Source organism: Paraburkholderia phymatum STM815 (genome assembly GCF_000020045.1).
In the GTDB taxonomy this organism is placed as follows: domain Bacteria; phylum Pseudomonadota; class Gammaproteobacteria; order Burkholderiales; family Burkholderiaceae; genus Paraburkholderia; species Paraburkholderia phymatum.
In genome coordinates this window covers 329,853-355,507 of the sequence record NC_010625.1, presented here as the reverse complement: position 1 = coordinate 355,507, position 25,655 = coordinate 329,853, and the positions used below count along the sequence as shown (strand labels likewise).

Annotated in this window: 22 protein-coding genes and 2 pseudogenes; 9 read left to right on the top strand and 15 right to left on the bottom strand. The window is 63.7% G+C overall.

All coding sequences use genetic code 11. The annotated features are described in order from the left end of the window. Positions 1–279: 279 nt before the first annotated feature. Together BPHY_RS29245 and BPHY_RS29240 are read right to left on the bottom strand one after the other, a co-directional pair. Positions 280–1,647, bottom strand: coding sequence for an MFS transporter (locus BPHY_RS29245; protein WP_012405071.1), 1,368 nt, complete (start codon positions 1,645–1,647; stop codon positions 280–282). Between the two features lie 147 nt (positions 1,648–1,794). Next, on the bottom strand, positions 1,795–2,769 hold the full coding sequence (locus tag BPHY_RS29240; RefSeq protein WP_012405070.1) for a LysR family transcriptional regulator: 975 nt from the start codon (positions 2,767–2,769) through the stop codon (positions 1,795–1,797). Between the two features lie 702 nt (positions 2,770–3,471). On the opposite strand from BPHY_RS29240, the pseudogene BPHY_RS43390 reads away from it, so the two are divergent. Continuing rightward, a pseudogene (locus tag BPHY_RS43390) lies at positions 3,472–3,655 on the top strand (hypothetical protein); the annotation flags it as partial. 74 nt (positions 3,656–3,729) lie between these two features. Here BPHY_RS43390 and BPHY_RS29235 read toward each other — a convergent pair. Then, the gene (locus BPHY_RS29235; RefSeq protein WP_012405068.1) at positions 3,730–4,578 is read right to left on the bottom strand and encodes a LysR family transcriptional regulator; all 849 of its coding nucleotides are present in this window, start codon (positions 4,576–4,578) and stop codon (positions 3,730–3,732) included. Between the two features lie 116 nt (positions 4,579–4,694). Between BPHY_RS29235 and BPHY_RS29230 the strand changes: the two genes are divergently transcribed. Then, on the top strand, positions 4,695–5,399 hold the full coding sequence (locus BPHY_RS29230; protein ID WP_012405067.1) for a haloacid dehalogenase type II: 705 nt from the start codon (positions 4,695–4,697) through the stop codon (positions 5,397–5,399). Positions 5,400–5,418: 19 nt separating this feature from the next. Then, positions 5,419–6,204, top strand: coding sequence for an aldolase (locus BPHY_RS29225; protein WP_012405066.1), 786 nt, complete (start codon positions 5,419–5,421; stop codon positions 6,202–6,204). 27 nt (positions 6,205–6,231) lie between these two features. Here the strand turns inward: BPHY_RS29225 and BPHY_RS29220 are convergent, their stop codons facing one another. The 7 genes from BPHY_RS29220 to BPHY_RS29190 form a co-directional block, all read right to left on the bottom strand. Further along, positions 6,232–6,717 carry an aminoacyl-tRNA deacylase gene (locus tag BPHY_RS29220; RefSeq protein WP_012405065.1) on the bottom strand — a complete coding sequence of 162 codons (486 nt, stop codon included), beginning with the start codon at positions 6,715–6,717 and terminating at the stop codon, positions 6,232–6,234. A gap of 76 nt (positions 6,718–6,793) precedes the next feature. Further along, positions 6,794–7,768: a cysteine synthase A gene (locus BPHY_RS29215; protein ID WP_012405064.1), complete on the bottom strand. Its 975-nt coding sequence runs from the start codon at positions 7,766–7,768 to the stop codon at positions 6,794–6,796. Positions 7,769–7,921: 153 nt separating this feature from the next. Continuing rightward, positions 7,922–8,692 (bottom strand): DeoR/GlpR family DNA-binding transcription regulator, encoded by a 771-nt coding sequence (locus BPHY_RS29210; protein WP_012405063.1) that lies wholly within the window; start codon positions 8,690–8,692, stop codon positions 7,922–7,924. Between the two features lie 69 nt (positions 8,693–8,761). After that, positions 8,762–9,760, bottom strand: a complete 999-nt coding sequence (gene pdxA, locus BPHY_RS29205) for a 4-hydroxythreonine-4-phosphate dehydrogenase PdxA (RefSeq protein ID WP_041766004.1) — start codon at positions 9,758–9,760, stop codon at positions 8,762–8,764. A 39-nt stretch (positions 9,761–9,799) separates the two neighbouring features. Then, the gene (locus BPHY_RS29200; protein WP_012405061.1) at positions 9,800–11,059 is read right to left on the bottom strand and encodes a four-carbon acid sugar kinase family protein; all 1,260 of its coding nucleotides are present in this window, start codon (positions 11,057–11,059) and stop codon (positions 9,800–9,802) included. Continuing rightward, positions 11,056–12,054, bottom strand: coding sequence for a 2-keto-3-deoxygluconate permease (locus BPHY_RS29195; RefSeq protein WP_012405060.1), 999 nt, complete (start codon positions 12,052–12,054; stop codon positions 11,056–11,058). The genes BPHY_RS29200 and BPHY_RS29195 overlap by 4 nt, the downstream gene beginning before the upstream one ends. 302 nt (positions 12,055–12,356) lie before the next feature. Then, on the bottom strand, positions 12,357–13,136 hold the full coding sequence (locus tag BPHY_RS29190) for an alpha/beta fold hydrolase (protein WP_012405059.1): 780 nt from the start codon (positions 13,134–13,136) through the stop codon (positions 12,357–12,359). Positions 13,137–13,283: 147 nt separating this feature from the next. Between BPHY_RS29190 and BPHY_RS29185 the strand changes: the two genes are divergently transcribed. Further along, positions 13,284–14,753 (top strand): HD domain-containing phosphohydrolase, encoded by a 1,470-nt coding sequence (locus tag BPHY_RS29185; protein ID WP_012405058.1) that lies wholly within the window; start codon positions 13,284–13,286, stop codon positions 14,751–14,753. Here BPHY_RS29185 and BPHY_RS29180 read toward each other — a convergent pair. Next, on the bottom strand, positions 14,750–15,091 hold the full coding sequence (locus BPHY_RS29180) for a DUF2322 family protein (protein ID WP_012405057.1): 342 nt from the start codon (positions 15,089–15,091) through the stop codon (positions 14,750–14,752). The two genes, BPHY_RS29185 and BPHY_RS29180, sit on opposite strands and share 4 nt — an antisense overlap. A 611-nt stretch (positions 15,092–15,702) precedes the next feature. On the opposite strand from BPHY_RS29180, the pseudogene BPHY_RS29175 reads away from it, so the two are divergent. The 4 genes and pseudogenes from BPHY_RS29175 to BPHY_RS29160 all read left to right on the top strand — a co-directional run bounded on the left by BPHY_RS29175 (position 15,703) and on the right by BPHY_RS29160 (position 19,925). Next, positions 15,703–16,947, top strand: a pseudogene (locus BPHY_RS29175) (NAD(P)/FAD-dependent oxidoreductase). Positions 16,948–17,041: 94 nt separating this feature from the next. Then, positions 17,042–17,503 (top strand): MEKHLA domain-containing protein, encoded by a 462-nt coding sequence (locus tag BPHY_RS29170; protein ID WP_012405056.1) that lies wholly within the window; start codon positions 17,042–17,044, stop codon positions 17,501–17,503. Positions 17,504–17,721: 218 nt separating this feature from the next. Continuing rightward, positions 17,722–19,512: a nitrite/sulfite reductase gene (locus tag BPHY_RS29165; RefSeq protein WP_012405055.1), complete on the top strand. Its 1,791-nt coding sequence runs from the start codon at positions 17,722–17,724 to the stop codon at positions 19,510–19,512. After that, the gene (locus BPHY_RS29160) at positions 19,509–19,925 is read left to right on the top strand and encodes a DUF934 domain-containing protein (RefSeq protein WP_012405054.1); all 417 of its coding nucleotides are present in this window, start codon (positions 19,509–19,511) and stop codon (positions 19,923–19,925) included. Before BPHY_RS29165 ends, BPHY_RS29160 begins: the two co-directional genes overlap by 4 nt. A gap of 95 nt (positions 19,926–20,020) precedes the next feature. Here BPHY_RS29160 and cyoD read toward each other — a convergent pair whose 3' ends face one another. Genes cyoD through cyoA form a run of 4 tightly spaced genes read right to left on the bottom strand, consistent with a single transcriptional unit; the run spans position 20,021 to position 23,935 of the window. Next, a complete protein-coding gene (gene cyoD, locus BPHY_RS29155) occupies positions 20,021–20,398 on the bottom strand; it encodes a cytochrome o ubiquinol oxidase subunit IV (protein ID WP_012405053.1) in 378 nt (125 codons plus the stop codon). Beyond that, on the bottom strand, positions 20,395–21,009 hold the full coding sequence (cyoC, locus tag BPHY_RS29150; RefSeq protein ID WP_012405052.1) for a cytochrome o ubiquinol oxidase subunit III: 615 nt from the start codon (positions 21,007–21,009) through the stop codon (positions 20,395–20,397). Before cyoC ends, cyoD begins: the two co-directional genes overlap by 4 nt. Before the next feature lie 2 nt (positions 21,010–21,011). Continuing rightward, positions 21,012–23,012: a cytochrome o ubiquinol oxidase subunit I gene (cyoB, locus tag BPHY_RS29145; protein WP_012405051.1), complete on the bottom strand. Its 2,001-nt coding sequence runs from the start codon at positions 23,010–23,012 to the stop codon at positions 21,012–21,014. Positions 23,013–23,017: 5 nt separating this feature from the next. Further along, positions 23,018–23,935, bottom strand: a complete 918-nt coding sequence (gene cyoA / locus BPHY_RS29140; RefSeq protein WP_012405050.1) for a ubiquinol oxidase subunit II — start codon at positions 23,933–23,935, stop codon at positions 23,018–23,020. A 252-nt stretch (positions 23,936–24,187) separates the two neighbouring features. Between cyoA and BPHY_RS29135 the strand changes: the two genes are divergently transcribed. Further along, on the top strand, positions 24,188–25,600 hold the full coding sequence (locus tag BPHY_RS29135; RefSeq protein ID WP_244257818.1) for an aminotransferase-like domain-containing protein: 1,413 nt from the start codon (positions 24,188–24,190) through the stop codon (positions 25,598–25,600). The last annotated feature ends 55 nt before the right edge of the window (positions 25,601–25,655 follow it).

The window sequence follows — 25,655 nt, the reverse complement described above, 5'->3', positions numbered from 1 at the left end:
CGTACGCTCAGCTAAGCGGCTTTGCCGATGATGTCCCGTTGGACAGCACTTTCCAGGGAGCAAAGCCTCTTAATCGTGGGCGGTTACCGCCAGTGGAAGTCGCTGGAATAGCCAGTCGAGATATGAAACGCGTCACGACCCGCGCGCAAATGCGAACGGTCAGATCGCTGGAATTCAAAGCGTGAACTGGGTGCCCGAGCACGAGCCGCGCGATGCATCGACGCATGCATCACACGGCCGCGCGTACGCTGTTTTTTGTCGCCGCCACACAGCGGCGCGTCAACGGGCATGCGCATGCCCGTGGTCGCCCATCGTTCGCGCTTCGTCGTATTCCCGCGAAATATCGCGGTTCGTATAGTCGCCCAGACGTGATGCAGCCACCAGACTGATCACGGCACACACGAACACGTACGCCGCAATCGCATAGCCCGAGTGGTAGTAGGCGAACAGCGCGGTCGCGATCAGCGGCGCGGGCCCGCCCGCAATCACCGACGCAAGCTGATAGCCGAGCGATGCCCCGCTATAACGCAGGCGCCCCGTGAACGTCTCCGCGATCAATGCCGCCTGTGGGCCGTACATCATCGAATGCGGCACCAGCGAGAGCACGATGGCGGCGAAGATCCACGTCGGGTTCTTCGTATCGACCATCGCAAAGTAAACGAAGCCGAATAGGCCGGCCATCGCCGCGCCGATCATGTACATCCGCTTGCGCCCGATCAGATCGGATACGTGACCGAACAGAGGGATCGTGACAAACTCGAGCAGGGAAGCCGCGAGCACGGCCGTCAGCAACAGATCGCGCGACGCGCCCAGCGTCCGGACGCCATAGGTGAACACGAAGGCCGTGAAAATATAGAACGGCGCCTGTTCGGCCATACGCGACAATGCGGACAGCAGAATGTCTTTCGGCTGACGGCGAATCACTTCGAGCGTCGGCGCCTTCTCTATCTTCCGTTCCGCGAGCAGGCGCGCAAAGATCGGCGTCTCCAGAATGTTCAGCCGGATATAAAGGCCGATCGCGACCAGCACGATGCTGAGGAAAAACGGCACGCGCCAGCCCCACGTGAGAAAAGCGCTGCCCGATAGCTGGCTCATCGCCAATACCGCGAGGTTCGCGATGAACAGCCCGGCAGGCACGCCGAATTGCGGCCAGGACGCCACGAAACCACGATGCGCATTGGTACGCGCCCATTCCATCGACATCAGCACCGAGCCGCCCCACTCGCCGCCCACGCCGACACCCTGGATGAAACGCAAGATGGTGAGCAGGACCGCGCCCCAGATTCCGATCGTCGCATACGTCGGAACAAAGGCAACGGCGAAAGTGGCCAGCCCCATCAGCAGCAGCGTGACGATCAGCGTCGCCTTGCGTCCGATGCGATCACCGTAGTGCCCGAATATGGCCGCGCCGACAGGGCGCGCAATAAAACCGACCGCGTAGATCAGGAACGCCTGCAATGTGCCGACGAGCGGGTCCGATTCCGGGAAGTACAACTTGGCGAAAACGAGACCCGTAACGGTGCTGTAGAGGAAGAAGTCGTACCATTCAATCGTCGTGCCGATCGTGCTGGCGATGACGGCGCGGCGCAATTGCCGGTGTGCATCTTCTTCGGAAAGGGGTGTAGCCCCCGGCTGTACCGTATCCATTTCGCACCCCTCCCAATTGCAAGCGCGATATGGTTTTCCGACATGGAATATGCCGGGTGGTTCCAATAGTCTGATCGGCAAGGCGAATTATTCGTTTTATGTCATAACGTGATGCATAAAACGAACCCGCTGCACCATCGGACCCCGCTATGCCGCAATCGGCCCATGATCCGGTTGCGCCTCGCGCCTGGGCACGGCGATCCGCCGCCCTTCGCTGCCTGCCAGCGCGGGCGTCGATTCGAACAGTTCGGCGACCCAGTCGGCGAACACGCGCACCTTCGCGGACAGATGCCGGTTGTTCGGGTACACGATCGAAATGGGCTTGGGCTTCGGCTTGAACGCGGGCAGCACTTCCTTCAGCGAACCATCGCGCAGTTGCGGCGCGACCATGAACAGCATTGGCTGAATCAGGCCGAAGCCTTCCATCCCGCACTTCACATACGCCTCGGAATCGTTGACCGTGACCACGCCGTTCATGCGCACTTCGATCGGCTTGCCGTCGACGAGGATGATCCACGGCATCGGGCGCGTGCCGTGCGCAACGCGGAAATTCACCGCGTGATGCATCGCGAGATCGTCGATGCTCTGCGGCTCGCCAAAGCGCACGAGGTAATCGGGCGATGCGCAGGTGACGCGCTTGAGCGTGCCGATGCGCCGCGCGACCATCGACGAATCTTCGAGCGCGCCTGCCCGGATCATGCAATCGATGCCCTCCTCGACGGGATCGACGGGCCGGTCCGACAGGCCGAGATCAAGCGCGATGTCCGGATAGCGCTGATGAAAGCTCTGCAATGCAGGGATCACCAGGTGACGGCCGAGCGAGTTCGGCATGTGCACGCGCAACGCGCCGCTCGGCTTGCGGTTGCCTGCCTGGAAACTCGCGTCCGTTTCCGCGATGTCCGTGATGATGCGGATGCAGTGTTCGTAGTACGCGGCGCCTTCCGGCGTGAGCGACAGACGCCGCGTGGTCCGGTTCATCAGACGCACGCCGAGCACCGCCTCGAGATTCTGGATGGTCGTCGTCACCGTCGCGCGCGGCATGCCGAGTTGTTCGGCGGCACGCGTGAAGCTGTTTGCATCGACCACACGAGTGAACACTTCCATTGCCTGAATGCGGTCCACGCTATCCCCTTTCGGTTTCGAAACCACACAGGATAGAACGCGCGGGATAGCAAAAACAAGCAACCCCCGTCATTAGCCGGATTTGGCGAACAGTTTGGCACGCCCAATGCAGAAGGGCGCGAAAATGCTGCATATGGGAAGCACTCAGCCGCCGCGATACATCGGATCGATGCTGTCGGGCTGCTCGCGCCGCCCGGACTCCGATTTTCCCGATCTGGTGCCGCCGACGGCGCCGTGATTCCTCGAACCTGCGGAACTCGTGCCGCCATCAGGCGAGACGGTCGGAGCGGCTTTCCGAACCTGGGACGCCTTGATGACACCCGCTGTCCGGGCATCGGAAGCAGCGTGGTAACCGCCAGCGAAGGCAGGCATAGCGAAGGAGCACGCGGTCAGTAGCGCGCCGAATAGTTTCGCGTTCATATGGGACTCCATTGCGGATGCGGCGGCTAGCGCCAGACAGGGCCGTCATGCGGCCCGCAGCGACTTTCGCAGGAGCTATACCAATCGCGTCCCGCGAAAGGCGGGAGGCCCGGAACCAAAGGCTTTGGCAGCCGTTGCAATCGCAACGGCGGGCAGGTCGTCGAGCCGAAATGACGGACGAACGCCAACGTCGGATGACCCGTTGTTCGACTCCGGCCAACACCGCGCGCACGAAACACCGCCGCGCGCCCGTCGTATCGTGCCGTCGTATCGTGCCGTCGTATCGTGCCTGTCATTAGACGCGTGGCGCTTCCCGGCGCGTATCCCGATGCCGACGTCAGCATCGCGCATCTGATACGTTTTGCGCAGACGCTCGAACGCGTGCTTCGCCGCGTTCTTCATGGCCGATCATCTCGCCGCGCTCAACATGCTTCCGGACGCGATCAAGCGCAGTCACGCGGTCACGTGATTCGAGCCGTTGCGCGATAACCTCGGCTTGCCCCGACGGGAGAATCCCCGCTTCGCGCGCCGCGCCGCGGGCTAGACGGTCACCGCTTCGCGCAGAAAATCGACGAGCGCGGACTGCACCGCGTTCAGCGCGCCGCCCGCACCGACCAACGCGAGTTCGGTGGGCGGCAGACGCGGCAGATCGAAGCACAGGCTGTGCTCGGGCAGCACGGCCGTAGTCGGCAGAACCGTGATGCCGAGCCCGGAAGCCACCGCTGCCTGAATACCCGTCAGGCTGTGGCTGCCGAATGCGACCCGCCAGCTGCGTTTCGACTGATCGAGCGTGCGGATGGCGCGCTTGCGGTACACGCAGCCTTGCGGAAACAGCGCGAGCGGAACGGGTTCGCCCTCTTCGGACGGCACTTCGACCTGGCGGCCGCGCACCCACACGAGCGATTCGGGCCATGCAGCGAGACTCGGCCCGCTGCCCGGCTCGCGCTTGACCAGCGCGATATCGATCTCGCCGCCTGACAGCTTGCGCTGCAGATCGCCGCTCATGCCCGTGACCGTTTCGAGCCGCGCATCCGGCCGCGCCTTCACGAAGCCCGACAGGATCGACGCCATACGCTTCGCGCAAAAGTCCTCGGGTACCCCGATGCGGATCGGCACGCGCGATACGTCGCTGGCGAGCGCGTCCTGCGCCTCCTGTGACAGCGCGATCAGACGGCGCGCATAGTGCGTGAGCAACTCGCCATGTTCGGTCGCCGTCACCTGATTGCCCGTGCGGTCGCGCATCAGCAACGTGCGCCCCACCCGTTCCTCCAGACGTCGCACCTGCTGGCTGACGGTGGACTGCGTGCGGTGCACGCGATCGCCCGCCCGCGTGAAACTGCCTTCGTCGACGACGCAAACGAGCGTCTTCAGGAGTTCGAGATCGAGCACGGCGCGTTACCTCATATTTGTGTTTCCACTGACTATGCCATTTTAATTTAATTTCCCGATATCGTCCGTACGGCTTAGCCTGTGCTGCACATCGACGCTTACGGAAAGAAACGACCATGTCGCTCGAAAACACACGCCGCCCGTCGTGGCTGACCTTTGATTGCTACGGCACGCTGATTCAATGGGACGAAGGGCTGCAGAACGCCGTGTCCGCGATCCTGGCAAGCAAGCACGCAGCTGCCATCGATCCTCGCAAGTTCATTGCCGTCTACGACCGTCACGAGCATGCGCTCGAACAGACGCCGCCGCACCGCTCGTTTCGCGAGGTCGCGGGCGAGGCGCTGCGCATCGCGCTCGAAGAATTCGACCTGCACGCGGAGGTCAGCGACATCCGCCTGCTCACTGAGCGCATCTCCGCGATGCCGCCCTTCCCTGAAGTGGTCGCCACGCTGCATGCATTGAAGGAAGCCGGCTACCGGCTGTGCATCGTGTCGAACACCGACGACGACGTGATTGCGGGCAACGTCGCGCAACTCGGCGGCCATATCGACCGCGTCATTACCGCGCAGCAGGCGGGCGCATACAAACCCGACCGGCGGCTTTTCGACTATGCTCACGAACAGCTCGGCGTCGCGTATGACGACGTCGTGCATATCTGCGCGAGCCCGCATCTGGATCATGCGGCGGCGCGCGACATCGGCTTTCGTTGCGTGTGGATCGATCGCGGCACGGGGCGCCAGCTCTTGCCGGACTACACACCCGACGCGATTCTGGCGACGCTCGGCCAGGTGCCTCCGCTGTTCACGTCGCTCGGCTGGTGAAACGTAAAGAGGACCTGCAATGGCTCATACGCTCGACGTCAAGACTTCCGCTCTATCGCGCCGCGACGCGCTCGATTCCGACGCAGTGCACACTGCCCGCGTCGAACTGGCCGCGTGCTTTCAGCTTGCCGCACAACATGGCTTCGAAGAAGGCGTATGCAATCATTTTTCCGCGGTCGTACCAGGACATGACGACCTGTTCTTCGTCAATCCGTACGGCTATGCGTTCTCCGAGATCACGGCATCGCGCCTGCTGATCTGCGATTTCGACGGCAACGTGATCGAAGGCGAAGGCAAGCCGGAAGCAACAGCGTTCTTCATTCATGCGCGCTTGCACAAAGCGATGCCACGCGTGAAGGCTGCCTTCCACACGCACATGCCGAACGCGACCGCGCTGTGTCTGATCGAAGGGCCGCCGCTGCTGTGGCTCGGACAAACAGCGTTGAAGTTCTACGGCCGCACCGCCGTCGACGAGGAATACAACGGCCTCGCCCTCGATACCTCCGAAGGTGACCGCATCGCGAACGCAATGGGCGACGCGGACATCCTGTTCCTGAAGAACCACGGCGTGATGGTGGCGGGCGCGAGCATCGCGGAGGCGTGGGACGATCTCTACTATCTGGAACGCGCGGCGCAAGTGCAACTCAAGGCGATGCAGAGCAACCGCCCGCTCAAAACCGTGCCGCACGCCGTCGCGCAACTCGCTTATGAGCAGATGCGCCTGGGCGACAAGGAAAGTGCGCGGGCACATCTCGACAGCGGCATCCGGCGTCTGCGCGACGCGGGCAACCGCTTCGAGACGTAACCCGCCAATAACCGGTGCAACACGCGCTCAGACCGACATGCCTTGCATCCGCCGCCCGAAATGCGCGCGCTCGGCGCCGTCCATCAGCGCGAGAAACTGTTCGCCATCCATATGCACGAGCGCTTCGTGATCACCGGATTCGAAATACACATCAGGTTGACGCACGAGGCTCTCGTCCAGATACGTTTTCATGCCGTACGCCGTGCAAACGGGCGGCAGCGCGCCGTATTCGCAATCTTTGAACAGTTCGCGCAAGTCCCCTTCCTTCGCGAGCGAGAGGTGCCGTCCCGTTTTCGACGATAGCTCGGCGAGGCGCACGGCGTGGGTGGACGACAGCACAGCAGCGACATAGCCCTGCTCGTCCTCGAAGAGCACGGTCTTCGCCAGTCGGTCGCCGGGGACATGCGCGGCGGCCGCCGTTTCCATGCTCGAATGGCTGTATGGATGACGCACGATTTCATAACGGGAGCCCTTGTCCGTAAGGCACCCCTGGAGAGTCGCAGACATTGACATGACACACCTCCGTGTCGAAAGTCGCAGGCGATTCATTCAGGATAGTTCGCTCGTGCATGATCCGCATTGCGTTTGTTCACCTGGCGACGAGGCCCTTCTGCGCCAGCCACTCCGGATTGAAGAGCCGCGCGCGATACAGTTCGCCGCGGTCGCACAGCGGCGTGACGATCGTGTGGCCCGGTCCCATCTGCCGCGCGAGCGCGACGGCGGCCGCCACATTGATTCCCGTCGATCCGCCGACATACAGCCCTTCTTCCCGCAACAAGCGGTACACCATCGTCACGCAAGACTGATCGTCGATGCGGAACGCGTCGTCGATCGCCGTGCCTTCCAGATTGGCTGTGACGCGGCTCGAACCGATGCCCTCAGTGATCGAACTGCCTTCCACCTGGATCTCGCCCGTTTTCACGTAGCTGTACAGACCGCTGCCGTGCGGGTCCGCGAGCGCAATGCGCACTTGCGGGTCCTGTTCCTTCAGAAAGCGGCTGACGCCCGCAAGCGTGCCGCCCGTGCCCGTCGAGCACACGAAGGCATCGATCGTGCCTGCCGTGTCGCGCCAGATTTCGGGACCCGTGGTCTCGTAGTGGGCCAGGCGGTTGGCGACGTTGTCGAATTGATTCGACCAGATCGCGTTGTCGAGTTCCCGAGCGAGGCGGCCCGCAATCTTCTGATAGTTGTTCGGATCTTTGTACGGCGCAGCGGGCACTGGCCGCACTTCAGCGCCGAGCACGCGCAGCAGTTCCATTTTTGCGGGCGATTGCGTGTCGGGAATCACGATCACGCAGCGATAGCCGCGCGCCGCGCACAGGTGCGCGAGGCCGATGCCCGTGTTGCCCGCCGTGCCTTCCACGACCGTGCCGCCGGGTTTGAGCGCGCCACGGCGCTCGGCGTCGAGAATGATGTACAGCGCGGCGCGATCTTTCACCGAACCGCCCGGATTCATGAACTCCGCTTTGCCGAGAATTTCGCAGCCGGTTTCGGCGCTGAGCGCTGCGAGCCTGATGAGCGGCGTGTCGCCGATGCATCCCGTGAACCCCTGGTGTACGCGCATGAGCGTTCCCCGTTTCGGTGATGGGCAGCGAAAGCGGCTGCCTCATTCGAAGCATAGTTCGCTGGCCTTGCCGATGTCAGGGAACATGTCACGCGCCAGCCCGACTGGCAGCGCGCTGAATGAAGCGCCGCACACACGCGGCGCAGTATCGGATCAGGGCGCGAGTTCGACAGTCACTTCATCGAGCGCGCGAAACGGCGCGAGCAGCGCATCGTCGGCGCTCGCCGAGGTGATGAGCCGCCAGTCGCGTTGCATCGGTGTCCAATGCTGCTGACGGGCGCGGCCAAGCTTGTCCGAATCCGCAAGCACGATGATTTCAGCGGCCCGCGAGACGATGCATTCCTTCAGATACGCCTGTTGCGCCGACGCTTCGCACAGACCGAAGCCCGCGACCACGCCGTCTGCGCCGAGAAATGCGCGATCGACGGTCAGACGGCTCAAGATCAATTCCGCCAGCGGCCCGAGCGTGCTCATGCTGGACCCGCGCAATTCGCCGCCGATCAGCGTGAGCCGCACGCCCGGTGCATTCGCGAGCGCGGTGACCGCCAGCAGATTGTTGGTGACGACATGCAGCGCTTCGCGCGTGGACAGATGCCGCGCGAGCGCGGCACAGGTCGTGCCGCCGTCGAGCAGCACGGTATCGCCGTCGAGCACGTGTGCGGCCGCGGCCTGCGCGATCGATTCCTTTTGCTCGCGCTGCGCCGACTTGCGCTCCTCGAGCGATGCTTCCGGCTCGTGCACGCCGACCAATGCCGTCGCGCCGCCATACGTGCGCACGAGGCGCTTCTGCCTCGCGAGCGCCGTCAGGTCGCGGCGTATCGTCGCTTCCGACACGCCGAGCGCCGCGCACAACTCTTCGACGTTGGCATCGCGGGCACGGACGAGATCGAGAATCGCCTGATGACGGTCTATCGTTTTCTTCACGTGTGCACGAGTCCAGGAATGGGGCTCGATCTTACACCACGCACGCCGGCCGCGAACGCCACGCTACGATCAGCGGCGCGTCGCCAGTTCGGCGCCCTGGCGCAGCGCTTCGAGCATGCTGCCTTCATCGACGACACCCTTGCCCGCGATGTCGAAAGCGGTGCCGTGATCGACGGACGTGCGGATCACTTCCAGCCCCACCGTCACGTTCACGCCCGCTTCGAGACCGAGCACCTTCACGGGACCATGCCCCTGGTCGTGATACATCGCCACCACCAGATCGAAATCGCCGCGGCCCGCGCGGAAAAACAGGGTGTCGGCGGGCAACGGGCCCGTCACGTCGAGACCGCGCTCCTGCAGCAGCGTCACCGCGGGGATGATCTTCTCTTCCTCTTCGCCGTAGCCGAACAGACCGTTCTCGCCCGCATGCGGATTGATCCCGCACACGCCGATGCGCGGACGCTCGATCCCCGCCTTCACGAGCGTCGCATTGCCGCGTTCGATCGTGCGCTGCACGAGGCCCGGCTCGATCTTGCGGATGGCGTCGATGATGCCGATGTGCGTCGTCACATGGATCACGCGCAGTTGCGGGGCGACGAGCATCATCGACACTTCGTCGACACCCGTCAGATGCGCCAGCATTTCCGTGTGGCCCGGATACTTGTGACCGCCCGCATGCAGCGCTTCCTTGTTCAGAGGCGCCGTGCAGATCGCGTCGATCTTGCCCGACTGCGCGAGTTCCACGGCGCGCTTGATGTACTGGTACGCGGCATCGCCCGCGATAGCCGACAGCTGGCCGAACGGCAGGTCGTCGGGAATCAGGCCGAGGTCGATGCAGTCGATCGTGCCCTGCTCGTAGCGCGCTTCGGAGGCGTCTTCGATGCGGCGAATTTTCATCTCGCCGCCCACGATCTGATTTGCGCGTTCGAGGCGCTTCGCGTCGCCGATCACGAGCGGACGGCATTGCGCATAGACGGATGCATGCGCGAGGCTCTTGACGACGACTTCAGCGCCGACGCCGGCTGCATCGCCCATCGTGATGCCTATTACGGGAAGGTAGTTGCTCATGATTTGATCTCGTGAATACGTGCTGTTCATTGCCGGGCGTCAATGCGGCACGACGTCCCGTTCAGTTTGGTTGCGCAGCGTCAGCCATGCGGCGTAGAGCGCGTGATCGGTGCCGAATGCGCCTGCCTTCGTCACCACGCCGGGGCAATGCGTGCGCGTCGCATCGAGCGGCCGTGCGACGGCGACGCCCGCTTCCACTTCGGCCAGCAATTGCAGATTGCCGATGCGCGCGGCGGCGAGCATCGCGCGTGCGGTCTCGCCTCCCGTCGCAATCACCCCGCCTGTCCTGGTGAAGTGCGGCTCGACCAGCGCTGCGAGGGCCGCCGACAGTTGCGCGCCTTCTGCGGGATCGAATGCATCGTCGCGGCCGATGCGCAGCAGCAGATCCACATCCGCCTTCAGCGATACGCCGATCTGCTCCTGCAGCACGTGCCAGTCGCGATGCGTCGCGCCTGCGCGCAACACGGCGGGCGGCACGATCAGTTCTTTCACTCCGCCGCGTTCGCGCAGCATTGCGCATTGCCGCTCGCTGACGGCCGACAGGCTGCCGACCAGAATCAGGATCGGGCCGCCGGGAAATGTCGTATTGCCCGGGCCGCGCCCGGCCGGGTCGACCCGCGAATCGAGCGCCGCGATTTCGCGCGCCAGTCCGCCCGAGCCGACCCAGAAAAACGGTGCATCGCTACGCAGCGTCGCACGCGCGAGCGCGCGCAGCGCCCGCTCGCTGTGCGTATCGACGATCAGGGCCTGCACGCCGTTCGCGGCCATCGCGCCGATGCACACGGCCAGCGTTTCCGGTTCGTCGGCGAGCGCTTGCGCGTCGAGGCGTTCCGTCGTCAGCCCCACCGCTTCGAGTTGCGCCGCGATGCCGGCAGGCTGGCCCGCGTGCTCCAGCTTCCATGTCGCCGTCTGTTCGAGCGGCTCGCCGTGCACGAACACGCGGCCGTCGCGCACCGTGCGTCCCGTGGCGGGAAACGCGGGCGCGACGATCGCCATGCCGGCAAGCGCCTGAAGACCGGCCACTTCAGCGGCCCAGTTGCCGCGCAAGGTCGAATCGATCTTCTTGTACAGGCGCTGGCCGCGCGCGCTCATCTCCGCATACGCCGCTGCCGTGCGCGTCGCGGCATCCTGCGGCGTGAGACGGCGCGTGTCGGTATCGACGGCGATCGTGTCCGCGCCGTCGTGCGCCGGCATGCACGTCGCCTCCAGCGTGACGACCGTGCGATGCCCGGCGCTCGCGAACCCGATCGCGCAGTCCGCGGCACCCGACAGGTCGTCCGCAATGATCAGAATCTTCATCGTGCCAACCCTTGGCGGTTTCCTGAGCGAGCAGCTTGCTGTCGCTGCTGATAGCGCTTCGCGACGGCCGAGGTCAGGATCGGCGACAGTATCGCCGTCACGACGACACACGCGGCGACCAGTAGCGTCGCGCTTTGCGCCGCTGCGTTATAGACCGGGTTGGCTGCCGCGACAAGCGCGGGCACAGCGGCCGCATTACCCGCCGTATTCGCTGCCGCGACACCTGCTACGCCCGTACCGCCCGTCAGACGATCGGCGAAATACAGCGGAATGCCCGTCACGATCACGACAGCGATACCCAGGCCGATGCCGAGCAGACCCGCTTGCCATACCTTGTGAAGATCGAGACCGGCGCCGAGCGCGAGTGCAAAGAACGGAATCATCACAGGGACCGCCTTGGCGAGGAAGTCGCGCATGTCGCGGTCGAGGTTGCCGAGCAGCATGCCGAGCGCAAGCGGCAGAATGCTGCCGACCAGCGTCTGCCACGGAAACGCCGACAGCCCCGCGACGCCGAGCGTCACCATTGTCAGAAACGGGCCCGATTCGAGCGACATCAGCGTGTACGCGCCCACGTCCTCGGAGCGGCCGTACTGGCCCATCAACGCCATGTAGAGCCCGCCGTTCGTGTCGTTCATCGCGGCGACCACGGCGAGCGTCGAGATGCCTGCAAACAGGCCCGACGACACCGGCTGCTCGCCGATCAGATGGCCGAGAAGGACGCCGACGATCACGGCCGCGCCGACCTTCGTAACGAGCAGCGCGCCGCCTTTCTTCATCAGATACGGCGTCGCCTTCACGTCGATGCTCGCGCCCATGCACACGTAAAACACGGCGAGGATCGGCAGCGCGCCCGTGAACAGCGCATTGGTGAACGAACCGAAGAACTTCGGCATGCCGGGCAGAAACGTTGCCACCAGCGAGCCGACGAGCAGCGGCACGATCATCATGCCGCCGGGAACGCGCTCGATCGAGCGCTTGATGGGGATTTGAACCATGCGAGTCTCCTGGTTTTATTCGAGTAATGCGTTTGAACCATGCGCCGGGCGCCGTTGCAATTTGATCGAAATAATCACAATCCGATCGAATCGATCAGTCCGCAGTGTAGCCGGTTCGATCCAAACGCGCAAATCGATCAATCATTTGCTCGAAACGATCATTTTCCGGATGGAGAGGACCACTCGACCAGTGTGCCGGCCTGTGAGTCCGCATCCGTTGCGCCGCTTCCTTTCCGCCAGCAAAAGCGAAAACCGCGACGCACCTTCCGGCACGTCGCGGTTTCAAAAAGACCAGCGTCCGATTACTGCGCCTTGGCAGCAGCCTCGATGATCGCGTTCGCCACCGCTTCGGGCTTGCTGAGCATCGGCACGTGGCTGCTGTCGACATGCGTTACTTTCGACTTGATTTGCGCCGCCATCGCGTCTTGCAACCGCGGATCGATCATGCGGTCACGATTCGCGACGACGTAGTACGTCGGCTTCGCGTGCCATGCGGCATTCGTCACCTTGTCGTCGGTTGCGCCCGCGAACCACGGACCTTGTGTCGCCGCGACCACGCGCTTTTGCGCCGGACTCAGATCCTGCGCGAAGTCGTCGTCGATCGCTTTCGACGACAGCGTCAGGAAGTTGCCCGAATCTTTTTGCAACTCGCTCGCCCAGGCGGGCGCGGGTTTGCCTTTGAGCATGTCGTTGATCGACTGGCCGCTGTCGGGCGCAAAAGCCGCCACGTAGACGAGCGCCTTCACCTTGTCGTCGTTGCCCGCCTGGCTGATCACCGCGCCGCCCCACGAATGGCCGACCAGCACCACGGGACCGTTCTGCGCGTCGATCGCGCGCTTTGTCGCGGCAGCGTCGTCAGCAAGCGAACTCAACGGATTCTGCACGGCAACCACATGCAGGCCACGCGCTTCGAGCAGCGGAATCACCTTTTCCCAGCTCGAACCATCGGCGAACGCGCCGTGCACCAGCACGACGTTCTTGCCTTTCAGGTCCTGCGGCTGGGCGGCCTGCGCCGCGTGCAACGACAGCACCGAACCGGCCAGCATGACGGAGGCGATGCACTTTCTGAGAAGCGGATTCATGAGCGATATGTCCTTGAGGTGGCGCCCGTATTCAGCGCGAGGAGCAAAGCATCGCAAGCGCCGCTGACGCCCGCCATCGGTCAAATGACCGATCTCGCCCGCAGATGCACGGGGTATAGTGGGGCTCGACAATCGACCGCTCTATTCATGCAAACTTCGCCGGGCCCTGCCGTTCGCGTGTTCGATGCCGTGAAAGCGCTCGCCTTCATCGGCGATCTGAGCATGGGACAGCCGACCGACCATTCCATCCGCACCGCGTGGCTCGCCGTGCGCCTCGCGCGCGCCGCCGAACTCGACGACGCCGCCGTCGCCGTGTGCGAGGCATCGCTGCTGCGCTGGTCAGGTTGCACGGCGAATGCAGCGGGCTTTGCGGAAGCGACGGGCGACGACGTCGCGAGCCGCGAAGCGATGCTCGCGCTCAAGCCCGACTGGGCAGGACCTCTCGAGCTGCACGCCGATCTCGGCGCCGTCATCGCGCCGCTCGCGCGCATCCATTGCGAAGTATCGAGCGAAGCGGCGCGCATGCTCGGCCTCGGTCAAGACACGAGGGCCGCGCTGCGGCATGTGTTCGAGTCGTGGGATGGCAGTGGCTCGCCCGACCACCTGGCAGGCAATGCAGTGCCCGCCAGCGTATTCATCGTGGCGCTCGCCGGCGAACTGGAGATCTTTTCGCGCACCTACAACATCGAGCGCGCTCGCGCACTGATCGGACAGCGCGCTGATTCGCGCTATCCCGACAAGCTCGCGCGCCTCGCCATCCGGCTCGCGCCAGATTGGCTCGACGAACTCGAACACACTGACGCCGCGTCCATCGACGCCGCGCTACTAACGCCCAACATGAGCGATGCTACGCCCGTCGAACTGGTCGCCGACATCATCGATCTGAAACTGCCCTGGATGACGGGCTATTCACGCAGCGTCGCGGCGACGGCTGCGTCGTGTGGCGCACGCCTCGCGCTCGATTCGAACGCGCAGCATCGCCTGTATTGCGCAGGGCTGATTCACGGCATGGGGCGCGCGGCCGTGCCGAATCCCATCTGGAACACCCCGTCGCGTCTGTCGCAGGCCGCGTGGGAGAAGCTGCGTCTCGTGCCGTACTGGACCTCGCGTGCGGGCAGGCAAACGGGCACGCTCGCCGAAGGCGCCGAACTCGGCTCATATGTGTATGAACGGCTCGATGGCTCCGGGTATTTTCGTGGCGCTTCGGGCGCGGCGTTGCCGGTCGAAGCGCGCATTCTGGCCGCTAGCGCGACATGGGTCGCATTGCGTGCTGCCCGTCCTTGGCGCGCTGCAATGACGGACCGCGAGGCCGCGAAGCTGATGCAGGAAGAAGCCGCACAAGGTCGCTACGATGCCAGCGTGGTCGATGCGCTGATCGATGCGGGCACTTCGCAGCGGCGCGTCGTGAATCCGCGCGCACATAACGCGCGTCTGTCCGCTCGCGAGATCGACGTGCTGCGCGGCATTTCCCAGGGCGCGAGCAACAAGGAAGTCGCCCGCGATCTATCGTTGAGTCCCAGCACGGTGCGCACGCATGTCGAAAGCGTGTTTCGCAAGCTCGATTGTTCGACGCGCGCAGCCGCCACGCTCAAGGCGCTGGCGCTCGGACTGCTTTAGCGCGCTCGGGCGGCGGCGATGACCTCGATGCGCAGCGCCTCGCTGCCCGCCGCGATCTCCAGCAGGCGATCGACGTTCGGATGTGCGCCTGGACGATTGCGCGCGTCGGCCGTATGCTCGGCGAATACGGCAAGGCCATGCTCAGCGGCCTTCACATCGAGCGCGCCGAAGGCTTCGCGCAAATAGTGGTACACGGCGAGCGAGCCCTGCTTGCCCGGCTTGTTCTCGATGCTCGCGACCACCGCGCCCTTGCCGTCGACGAGATCGATACGTTCGATACCGTCGATACCCGGCAGTTGCGCGAGGTTGTCCTTGAATACGTTGCCCGGTTGTATCACTGAAAATACTCCATCGTTCGGAAAATGACTGGCGGGCCGTATCTTATCCGATTGCCCGCGCTGTTGACGTTGCAGCCCGCTACGCCGTACTTTCATGCATCTTTCCATTTCGGACCCAATGGAAAAGCGCGCCGCTTTTACCTCGTCAGCAATGTTGACGGATCGAAGCAAAAATTGCCCGCTTGAATTCCGTCCGTCTAGCGAGTGCGCCCGACAGTTGCCGCGCACCTGCCGCGTTGCCTTCATCGAGGGCAGACCACCGAGCGCGTGCGTGTTCGCAGCGGGCCGCTCGCAGGTGGTGGGACGTCTATGGATAGGCGGCGGCAATCCCGCGCAGGCCGATGGCGCGTCGAACGTGCGCCCCGCCGTTCGTGCGATCGGGAAGGCACGTGGCTCGCGGTGCCGTATTTCGCGACCTGGTTGATCTATCGGCATGCGGATGCGGACACCCGCGCCCCCAGCGCCGCGCACGACGCCCTTGACGACGGACACGCCCGTCAGCATCACGGCGCCATAACGCCCGAAGAAATCCGGGCGGCGTTCGTTCCGTCGCACTACACTCGAATCCGCATCCCCAACCAACGGCTCGTCCCAAGAGGAGCGCGCGCGACATGGACATGGACCGTAAGCGAATCGTCGTGATCGGCGCTGGTTTTGCCGGCCTGTGGAGCGCGCTCGGCGCCGCACGCAAGCTCGATGAACTGCGCGTACCGAGCGAGCAGGTCGAAGTGGTCGTCATCAATGGCACGCCGTATCACAGCATTCGCGTGCGCAACTACGAGCAGCCGCTCGACGACACGCTCGTGCCGCTCGTCGACGTACTCGCTCCTGCCGGTGTGCGGCACGTTCACGGCATGGTTCGCTCGATCGATTCGCACAATCGCCTTGTCGGCTACGAAGTCGACCGGGCGGCTGTGCAATGGCTCGAATACGATCGTCTGATCCTTGCTGCGGGTAGCGAGCTGGTTCGTCCCGCCATCGCCGGACTGCGCGAGTTCACTTTCGATGTCGACACGTTTCAGGGTGCGGCGCGCCTGCACGCGCATCTGCTCGAACTTCCCGAACAGCCCGCAGCACCGGGCCGCCTTACCGTCGTCGTGGTCGGCGCGGGCCTGACGGGAATCGAGCTGGCCGCCTAATTGCCCGCGCGCTTACGCTGCATCGTTCACGGGCGGGAGAGCGACATGATGCGCGTGATACTCGCCGACCGCTCGCCCAGAATCGGGCAGGCGATGGGCGGCGCGCAGGCTGTGATCGAAGAAGCACTCGTCGCGCAAGGCGTCGAACTGCTACCGGGCGTTTCGCTGGAAGCTGTCACACACGAAGGCGTGCAATTCACGGGAGGTAAGCAGATCGATGCAGCGACCGTCGTGTGGTGCGGCGGCATGCGAGCAAGTCCGTTGACGGCGCAACTCCCCATATCGCTCGATCCGTTCGGGCGCGTTCCCGTCGATGCTTTTCTGTGTGTCGACGACGTGTGCGGCGTGTTCGCGGCGGGCGATTGCGCGCGCCTGCTGATCGACGGCGAACGGCCGTCCGTGATGTCGTGCCAGCACGGACGCCCGATGGGCCGCTTCGCGGGCCACAACGCCGTCTGCGATTTGCTCGGTCTCGACATGCTGCCGCTCAGCATCGACTGGTACACGACCATTCTCGATCTCGGCCCGTGGGGCGCCGTGTACACGGAGGGCTGGGACCGGCGCCTCGCGTCTCAAGGCGCCGCCGCGAAGCAGACGAAACGCACGATCAACTGCGAGCGCATCTATCCGCCGCGCAACGGCAACCGCGCCGAACTCTTCGCAGCCGCGGCGCCTGTCGTGCAGGCGCCGCCGTACACGGTGCGCGACGCGCACTGAGACGGACGAGGAACGCACCGCGCTCAGAACTCGACCATCGTCGCGCAAAACACCGTCACGCTAGAATGTCGCGACCGCATGGAGAGTCCTACCGATGGATTTACGCACCGACCTGACCTTCTTCAATCTGCTCACGGGCAGCTATGCGCGCCTGCTCGGCGCGTCACTCGTTCGGGAGCGCGAGCACGCAGAAGATGCCGCTGCATGGCTGTATCATGACGCGCCGTTCGGGCTGCTCGCGCACAATTCGGCTGACGACCCGGTGTTCGTCTACGGCAACCGGCGCGCACAGTCGTTGTTCGGATACGACTGGGACGAACTCACGGCCCTGCCTTCCCGCCTTTCCGCAGAAGCGCCCGAGCGCAGCGAACGTCAGGCGTTCCTCGATCAGGTGACGCGCAACGGCTATGTGTCGGGCTATCGCGGCGTGCGGATTGCGAAGACGGGCCAGCGCTTCTGGATCGAACGCGCGACCGTGTGGCAACTGATCGACGAGCACGGCAAGCTGCACGGCCAGGCAGCGATGATTCCGCATACAACTGCGTTGCGCGACTAGTTCTCCCGTCCGCTGTTCGACTGGACAAGCCGCTGCGCCCGTTTTCCCATCTGCTGCCGTCATTTTCGCGTCATCTGCGTCTTGCCGGCCGCGGCCCCCGCCGTTAGATTCGAAGATACATGTCCCCGCCGCAACGACAGGCCGATGGACTCGGCCGCCGTTGCGCATCTCCGGGCGCGGGCGTCGACAGATGCTTGCGCCATCCCTCCAGGTTAGCCATGTATCAGTACAACGAGTTTGACAAAGCATTTCTGCTCAATCGAGCCGCGCAGTTCCGCGACCAGATCGAACGATGGCAGGACGGCCGATTGAGCGAAGACGCCTTCCGTCCGTTGCGTCTGCAAAACGGCTGGTACGTGCAGCGGCATGCGCCGATGCTGCGCGTCGCGGTGCCATACGGCGAGCTCTCGAGTGCGCAACTGCGCGTGCTCGCGCGCGTGGCGCGCGAATACGATGCGCCCGAGGCGGATGTCTATCGTCAGGCGCTGGACGCCCAGCGCAAGCTCGGCACCGTTCGCCTGCCGACGCATCACGCGCACTTCACCACGCGCACCAATGTGCAGTTCAACTGGATTCCGCTCGCGAAAGCCGCCGACGTGATGGATCTGCTCGCGACGGTCGACATGCATGGCATCCAGACAAGCGGCAACTGCATCCGCAACATCTCGTGCGACGAGCGCGCCGGTGTCGCGCCCGATGAAATCGCCGACCCGCGCCCCTTCGCTGAAATCATGCGGCAGTGGACGACGCTGCATCCCGAGTTCGCGTTTCTGCCGCGCAAGTTCAAGATTGCAATTACAGGCGCCGACGACGACCGCGCCGCAACGCAATGGCATGACGTCGGCCTGCGGCTGCGCCGCGGCGAGAACGGCGAACTCGGCTTTCGCGTGACCGTCGGCGGCGGAATGGGGCGCACGCCCGTGATCGGCACGGTGCTGCGCGAGTTTCTGCCGTGGCAGCACATCATGAACTACATCGAGGCCGTGGTCCGCGTGTACAACCAGTACGGGCGGCGCGACAACAAATACAAGGCGCGCATCAAGATTCTCGTCAAGGCGGAAGGCCAGAAATATATCGACGAAGTGGAAGAAGAATTTCGCCAGATCGTCGAGCATGACGGCGGGCCGCATACGATACCGCGTGGCGAACTGGAACGCGTCAGCGCGTATTTCGCGCAGCCCGTGGCGGATTCTGTTGCCCGGCCTGTCGATCCCGCCGCGCGCCAGGCGATTCACGACGCCGCGCTGCATAACCCGCCCTTCGCGCGCTGGCTGAAGCGCAACGTCGCGCGCCACAAGAATCCGCTGCTGTGCATCGTCACGCTGTCGTTCAAGCGTCTGCTGCAGGCGCCCGGCGATGCATCCGCCGATCAGCTCGACCATCTCGCCGATCTCGTCGACAGCTTCTCTGCCGGCGAAGCCCGCGTCACGCATACGCAGAACATCGTGCTGCCCTGGGTACACGAGAACGATCTGCTCGCGTTGTGGGAAGCGGCGCGCGAAGTGGGACTCGCGAGCGCCAACGTGAATCTGTTGACGGACATGATCGCGTGTCCGGGCGGCGATTTTTGCGCGCTGGCGAACGCGCGCTCGCTGCCCATCTCGCAAGCGATCACGGAGCGCTATCAGGACATGGACGAACTCGAGGATATCGGCGAAGTGGATCTGCATATCAGCGGCTGCATCAATTCATGCGGCCATCATCACAGCGGACATATCGGCATTCTCGGCGTCGACAAGGACGGGAGCGAGTGGTATCAGGTCACGCTCGGTGGTTCGGATGGATCGCATGCAAGCGGCGACGCACAGCCGGGCAAGGTGATCGGGCCGTCGTTTTCCGCACACGAAGTTCCCGACGTTATCGAAGCCGTATTGCGCACGTATGTCGAGCGACGCACGCATTCTGGCTCGGCTCGCGAGACGTTCATCGAAACTGTGCGGCGCATCGGACCCGAGCCGTTCAAGGCGGCGGCGCATGCCGTGCGCACGCCCGTTGAGGTGCCGGCATGAACGGCCGAACGCGTATCCGCATTCTCGCCGCTGCCGATCATTCCAGCGATGACGTCGAACACGTCGTCGCGCTCGGCAACGACGCAGATCCGCTTGCTCACAGCGACGCCATCGCCAGCGCAGATCGCGTCGAGCTACGCTTCCCGAACTTTACCGACGGCCGTGCATTCAGCCAGGCGTATCTGATCAGGCGGCGTCTGGGCTTCACGGGCGATCTGCGTGCAACGGGTGACGTGCTTGCGGATCAATTGATCCAGATGGAACGTACGGGCTTTTCGAGCGCGGTGTTGAGCGCCGATGTCGATCCCGCCGATGCGCAGCGGCAACTGGATCGTTTCGCGGCGTTCTATCAGGGCGATGTGGCGCGCGATGCGCCGTTCAGGCAACGCGATAGGAAATCAGGAAACCAGTGAGGCAATCTGCAGCGCTTCGGGTCCACGACCCGAAGCGAAACGTCTGCAAATCAGGGCGAAACTAAAACTCGATTCGCCCTTCCTTCCACCGAAACTCAATCGCGCGCCAACGCACGCTCGACTGAAATCTGTGTTGGCATCATGTTCACGTTCGCGTTGTGAATCACCCACAGCGAACCCGCGACGATGATCGCGATCAGCAACGCGGTACACACGAAAATCCCCGTGTTGGAGCGCTGATCCGCCGACGAACCCAGGTGCAGGAAGTACCGCAGCTGTACCAGCAGTTGCACGACGCACAGCGCGACTACGGCCGTGAGTCCCATCGCGCGCGGCACGACATGTGTCATGACCACGCCGAACGATGCAAACGTCAGCGCCAGCGACAGGAGCATACCGATCACATAGTGCTTCACGCTGCCATGCGACGCATCGTGGGCGTGCGCCTGTCTCAATTCAGATGTTTGGCTCATAGAAATTCACGCAGATAGACAAGGCTGAACACACAGATCCATACGAGATCGAGGAAATGCCAGAAGAGGCTCAGGCATGCGATACGGCGGCGCGTGACGGGCGTGAGGCCGAACCGGCCGATCTGATGCATCATCACGCCGATCCACAGCAAGCCTGTCGTCACGTGCAAGCCGTGCGTGCCGACGAGCGTGAAATAGCCCGACAGAAACGCACTGGTCGAAGGGCCGGCGCCGTCGCTCGCCAGCTTGGCGAACTCGTACACTTCCATGCCGATAAACGCCGCGCCCAGCACGAACGTTACAGCGAGCCAGCCGATCACGGTGCCGCGCCGATTCGCATACACACTCAGCATGCCCATGCCGAACGTGAAGCTGCTCGCGAGCAGCAGCAGCGTTTCGCCCAGCACATAGGGCAGCTCGAACAGCTGCCGGCCTGCCGGTCCGCCCGCCGTCGCGTTGGCAAGCACGCCGAACGTCGCGAACAGCGTCGCGAAGATCAGGCAGTCGCTCATCAGATAAATCCAGAACCCGAGCGTGGTGCGGGTTCCGTCGTCGTGGTGACCGCGTGCGTCGTGATGAGCGGCGGCCGCATAGGTTGGTGTGTTTGCCATGATCAGGCCATCTCCGCAATTTGCTCGTGGTCGTCGCTTCTCAGCAGTTCGAAGCGCGCGTTTTCGATCCGCTCGACTTCGGCAGCGCTCACGTAGTAATCGACGTCCTGGTCGTAAGAGCGCGCGATGAACGTCGCGATCATGCCGATCAGGCCCGCTACAGCGAACAGCCACATGTGCCACACCATCGCAAAGCCAAATAGCAGGCTGAACGCGGCAATGACGAAGCCCGCTGCCGTGTTGCGCGGCATGTGGATGTCTTCGTATGTCGCGGGCCTTCTATACGCGCGTCCCGACTGCTTGTCGTCCCAATGCTGCTCGAGCGACGTGATGACGGGCACGTGCGCGAAGTTGTAGAACGGCGCAGGCGAGGCCGTCGACCATTCGAGGCTGCGGGCATCCCACGGATCGCCCGTGACGTCGCGGTTGTGCTCACGATTACGAATGCTCACCGCGAACTGCACCAGCAGCGCGAGAATGCCCATGCCGATGATCGCGGCGCCGACCAGCGCGACGATCAGCCAGACATGCCACTCGGGTACATCGTAGTGATTCATGCGGCGCGTCATGCCTTCGAAGCCGAGGATGTACAACGGCGTGAACGCGAGCCAGTAACCGACCAGCCAGCACCAGAACGCGACCTTGCCCCAGAACTCGTCAAGCGTGAAGCCGAACACTTTCGGGAACCAGTAGCTGATGCCCGCGAGACAGCCGAACACGACGCCGCCGATGATCACGTTATGGAAGTGCGCAACGAGGAACAGGCTGTTGTGCAGCACGAAGTCCGCGCCCGGCACCGCGAGCAGAACGCCCGTCATGCCGCCGACGGCGAACGTCACCATGAAGCCGATCGTCCACAACGTGGACGTGTGATAGCGGATGCGGCCGCGATACATCGTGAACAGCCAGTTGAACAGCTTCACGCCCGTCGGCACCGAAATGATTGACGTCATGATGCCGAAGAACGCGTTCACGTTCGCGCCAGAGCCCATCGTGAAGAAGTGATGCAGCCACACGAAGAACGACAGAATGCCGATCGACGACGTTGCGTACACCATCGACTTGTAGCCGAACAGCGGCTTGCCCGAGAATGTCGCGATGATTTCCGAGAACGCGCCGAACGCGGGCAGAATCAGGATATACACCTCGGGATGACCCCACACCCAGATCAGGTTGATGTACATCATCGCGTTGCCGCCGAGCTCGTTCGTGAAGAAGTGCATGTCGAGATAGCGGTCCATCGTGAGCAGCGCGAGCGTGCCCGTCAACACGGGAAACACCGCGACGATCAGGATGTTCGTGATCAGCGCCGTCCAGCAGAACACGGGCATCTTCATCAGATTCAGACCGGGTGCGCGCATGCGCAGGATCGTCACGACGAAGTTGATGCCGCTCAGCGTGGTGCCCAGGCCCGAAACCTGTAGCGACCATATGTAGTAGTCGACTCCCGTGGTGGGACTGTAGCCGAGCTCGGACAACGGCGGATACGCAACCCAGCCCGTCGCCGCGAAGTCGCCGACGAACATCGAGATCATCACCAGCACCGCGCCGACCGCAGACAGCCAGAAACCAAGCGAATTGACGAACGGATACGCAACATCGCGCGCCCCGAGTTGCAGGGGGACGACCACGTTCATCAGGCCGAGAATCAGCGGCGTGGCCACGAAGAAGATCATGATCACGCCATGCGCGGTGAAGATCTGATCGTAGTGATGCGGCGGCAAATAGCCCGCCGCGTCACCGAACGCAATCGCCTGCTGCGCGCGCATCATGATGGCGTCGGCGAACCCGCGCAGCAGCATGACGAGCGCGAGAATGATGTACATCACGCCGATCCGCTTGTGATCGACGGACGTGATCCACTCCTTCCACAGATACGACCACTTCCCCACGTAGGTGATCGCGCCCAGCAGCGCCAGACCGCCCAGCACGACGACGCCGAGCGTGCCCATGATGATGGGCTCGTGATACGGAATCGCCTCGAGCGTAAATTTTCCAAACATTTCCACTACTCCGATACCAAAGCTGCATGTGAAGGCAGGCGTGCCGGCTTGACGTACATATCCGCGTTGGCCGTCGTGCAGATCGGGCGGCCGCTCGCATCGCGCATGTACTGATAGACAATGCCGTCGAACAGTCCCGGCACCACGTTGCTGTACAGCGTGACGGCCGTCTTTCTGCCAGGTTGCTGAAGCACGTCGTACGCGGCAACGTCGAGCGCTTGCGGCGACGCTTGCGCGCGCGCCACCCAGGCGTCGAACTCGCCGCGACTCGTGACGACCGTCTTGAAGTCCATGTCCGAGAACCCTGGTCCGCTGAACGCCGACGAACGGCCCGCATAGATGCCCGCGCTGTTTGCGATCAGATGCAGCTGCGTCTGCATGCCGGACATCGCGTAAACCTGGCTGCCCAGTTGCGGAATGAAGAACGAGTTCATCAGCGACTCCGCCGTGAGCCTGAAGTCGACAGGCGTATTGACGGGCAGCGCCAGCTGGTTGACGGACGCGACGCCGTATTCCGGGTAAATGAAGAGCCACTTCCAGTTCAGCGCGACCACTTCCACGCGAACGGGCTTCACGCCGGAGTCGATCGGCTTGTAGGGATCGAGGCTATGCGTTGTCTTCCAGATCAATACGGCAAGCGTCGCGACGATGATGCAAGGGATCGTCCACACGACGACTTCGATCGCGTTCGAATGCGCCCAGGTCGGGGCATACCTTGCTTTGGTATTCGATGCGCGGTAGCGCCAGGCGAAATACAGGGTGAGCGCGATCACGGGAATCACGACCAGCAGCATCAGGCCGAGCGCAATCAGGATCAGGTTCTTCTCCTGCTCGCCGATCGTGCCTTTGGGGTTGAAGAGCGCCATGCTGCAGCCGCCTAACAGGCCCAGCGCGCCGGTTGCGGCGACGCGGGCTGCGCGCATCAGGTGTCTTCGGAATGGATGTGAGCGGGGCCAGCGTCCCGCCGTATGGGGAGAACCCCCGGATATAGGTGGATTGCGCATGCTTTCAGGTTGGTTGCCGGGTTACATAGCTCCATGCATCTATCCCCCAACCCTTCGCTCAGACGCCAGCTTCCCGCCACGGCTATGGCCTTCCGGCGGATACATACATAGGCTATGGCGGCGCATGCTAGAGTAAGACATATGCCATACATGCGCGACAAGATGCCACACATGCCTGCCTCGTCATCCTCTACACGCAAACGCGCCGCGCGGCGTCCCGACTGGATCGCGGACTTCACGGACAACGGCAAGGCGCGCTATCTGCAGATCGTCGATCTGATCGAGCGCGCCGTCGCGGACGGCAAGCTGAACCCGGGCGACAGGTTGCCGCCGCAGCGCAAGCTCGCGGAGATGGTCGGCGTGGATCTGACCACCGTCACGCGCGGTTTTGCCGAAGCGCACCGGCGCAATCTGATCGAATCGCGAGGACCGCTCGGCACCTTCATCGCGCCGCCCAAGGCGACGTTCTTGCAGCAAGTCGATCTGAGCATGAATATTCCGCCGCCGCCTGCCGATCTGGATCTTGCCGTGCTGCTCAAGCGCGGGCTTTCACAGGTGCTGGTGCGCAGCGACATCGATCTGCTGATGACGTACCAGTTGGGCGGCGGCAGCGACACGGACCGTCAGGCGGGTGCAGCGTGGCTCGCGCCGATACTGGGACGCGTGGATCCGTCGCGCGTGATCGTGACGCCCGGTGCGCATTCGGCGCTCGCCGCGCTGATTCTGTCGCTGACGAGGCCCGACGCGCCCATCTTCACCGAGCAGCTGATCTATCCGGGTCTGCCGCTGATCGTGCGGCAACTTGGGCGCGCGCTCGGCGCGATTGCCTGCGACGAATATGGCATGCGGCCCGACGCGCTCGATGAAGCCTGCGCGCGTGCGCGCGGCGGCGTCATCTATCTGAACCCGACCATCCGCAATCCGACCGCGCAAACCATGCCCGCGCAGCGCCGCAAGGACATACTCGCGGTCGCGGCGCGCTGGAACGTGCCCGTTGTCGAAGACGATCCGTACTGGCTCTTCGCCGACAGTCCGCCTGCACCGCTTGCTGCCCTCGCGCCGCAGCAGGTGTATTACCTGTCCACGCTGTCGAAGTGCATCTCGCCGGGCCTGCGCGCCGCATTTCTCGTGCTGCCTGTCGCGGGCGCACAAGAGGCGTTTCTGAAGGCGCTGCGCTCGCTTTCCCTGATGTCGCCCCCCTTGACGACGTCCCTCGTCACGCAGTGGATACTCGAGGGCACGGCAACGGAAGTGTTGACAGGCATCCTGAAGGAATCGCGCGAGCGCCTGCTCGCAGCCAGCCAGATATTGTCGTCCGTCAACATGGCGGGATCCGGCGGCGCCATCCATGTATGGCAGCCGCTGCCCGCGCATTGGGCCGCGCAAAGCCTCGCGGCGGCGGCTCGCACGGAGGGCCTCGTGGTCGCACCTTCTTCGGCGTTCTGCCAGAGCGGCGACGTGCCGAACGCGATTCGCATCTCGCTCGGCGGCTGCACGCGGCGCACGGAATTGAACTCTGCGCTGCGCAAGCTCGCGCAACTGGTCGCACGCAAGTCATCGGATGAAGACCGCTTGCTGATCTAGCGCGTGGCGGTCAGCATCGCATCTGCTGCGCCGAACTCTGCGCCAACTGCTGCTG

Bases quoted from the DNA above. Each gene is read 5' to 3' on its own strand.
- BPHY_RS29245 (WP_012405071.1), bottom strand. From the start codon at position 1,647: ATGGATACGGTACAGCCGGGGGCTACACCCCTTTCCGAAGAAGATGCA.
- BPHY_RS29230 (WP_012405067.1), top strand. From the start codon at position 4,695: ATGTCGCTCGAAAACACACGCCGCCCGTCGTGGCTGACCTTTGATTGC.
- BPHY_RS29225 (WP_012405066.1), top strand. From the start codon at position 5,419: ATGGCTCATACGCTCGACGTCAAGACTTCCGCTCTATCGCGCCGCGAC.
- BPHY_RS29220 (WP_012405065.1), bottom strand. From the start codon at position 6,717: ATGTCAATGTCTGCGACTCTCCAGGGGTGCCTTACGGACAAGGGCTCC.
- BPHY_RS29215 (WP_012405064.1), bottom strand. From the start codon at position 7,768: ATGCGCGTACACCAGGGGTTCACGGGATGCATCGGCGACACGCCGCTC.
- pdxA (WP_041766004.1), bottom strand. From the start codon at position 9,760: ATGAGCAACTACCTTCCCGTAATAGGCATCACGATGGGCGATGCAGCC.
- BPHY_RS29200 (WP_012405061.1), bottom strand. From the start codon at position 11,059: ATGAAGATTCTGATCATTGCGGACGACCTGTCGGGTGCCGCGGACTGC.
- BPHY_RS29195 (WP_012405060.1), bottom strand. From the start codon at position 12,054: ATGGTTCAAATCCCCATCAAGCGCTCGATCGAGCGCGTTCCCGGCGGC.
- BPHY_RS29190 (WP_012405059.1), bottom strand. From the start codon at position 13,136: ATGAATCCGCTTCTCAGAAAGTGCATCGCCTCCGTCATGCTGGCCGGT.
- BPHY_RS29185 (WP_012405058.1), top strand. From the start codon at position 13,284: ATGCAAACTTCGCCGGGCCCTGCCGTTCGCGTGTTCGATGCCGTGAAA.
- BPHY_RS29170 (WP_012405056.1), top strand. From the start codon at position 17,042: ATGGATTTACGCACCGACCTGACCTTCTTCAATCTGCTCACGGGCAGC.
- BPHY_RS29165 (WP_012405055.1), top strand. From the start codon at position 17,722: ATGTATCAGTACAACGAGTTTGACAAAGCATTTCTGCTCAATCGAGCC.
- BPHY_RS29160 (WP_012405054.1), top strand. From the start codon at position 19,509: ATGAACGGCCGAACGCGTATCCGCATTCTCGCCGCTGCCGATCATTCC.
- cyoD (WP_012405053.1), bottom strand. From the start codon at position 20,398: ATGAGCCAAACATCTGAATTGAGACAGGCGCACGCCCACGATGCGTCG.
- cyoC (WP_012405052.1), bottom strand. From the start codon at position 21,009: ATGGCAAACACACCAACCTATGCGGCCGCCGCTCATCACGACGCACGC.
- cyoB (WP_012405051.1), bottom strand. From the start codon at position 23,012: ATGTTTGGAAAATTTACGCTCGAGGCGATTCCGTATCACGAGCCCATC.
- cyoA (WP_012405050.1), bottom strand. From the start codon at position 23,935: ATGCGCGCAGCCCGCGTCGCCGCAACCGGCGCGCTGGGCCTGTTAGGC.
- BPHY_RS29135 (WP_244257818.1), top strand. From the start codon at position 24,188: ATGCCTGCCTCGTCATCCTCTACACGCAAACGCGCCGCGCGGCGTCCC.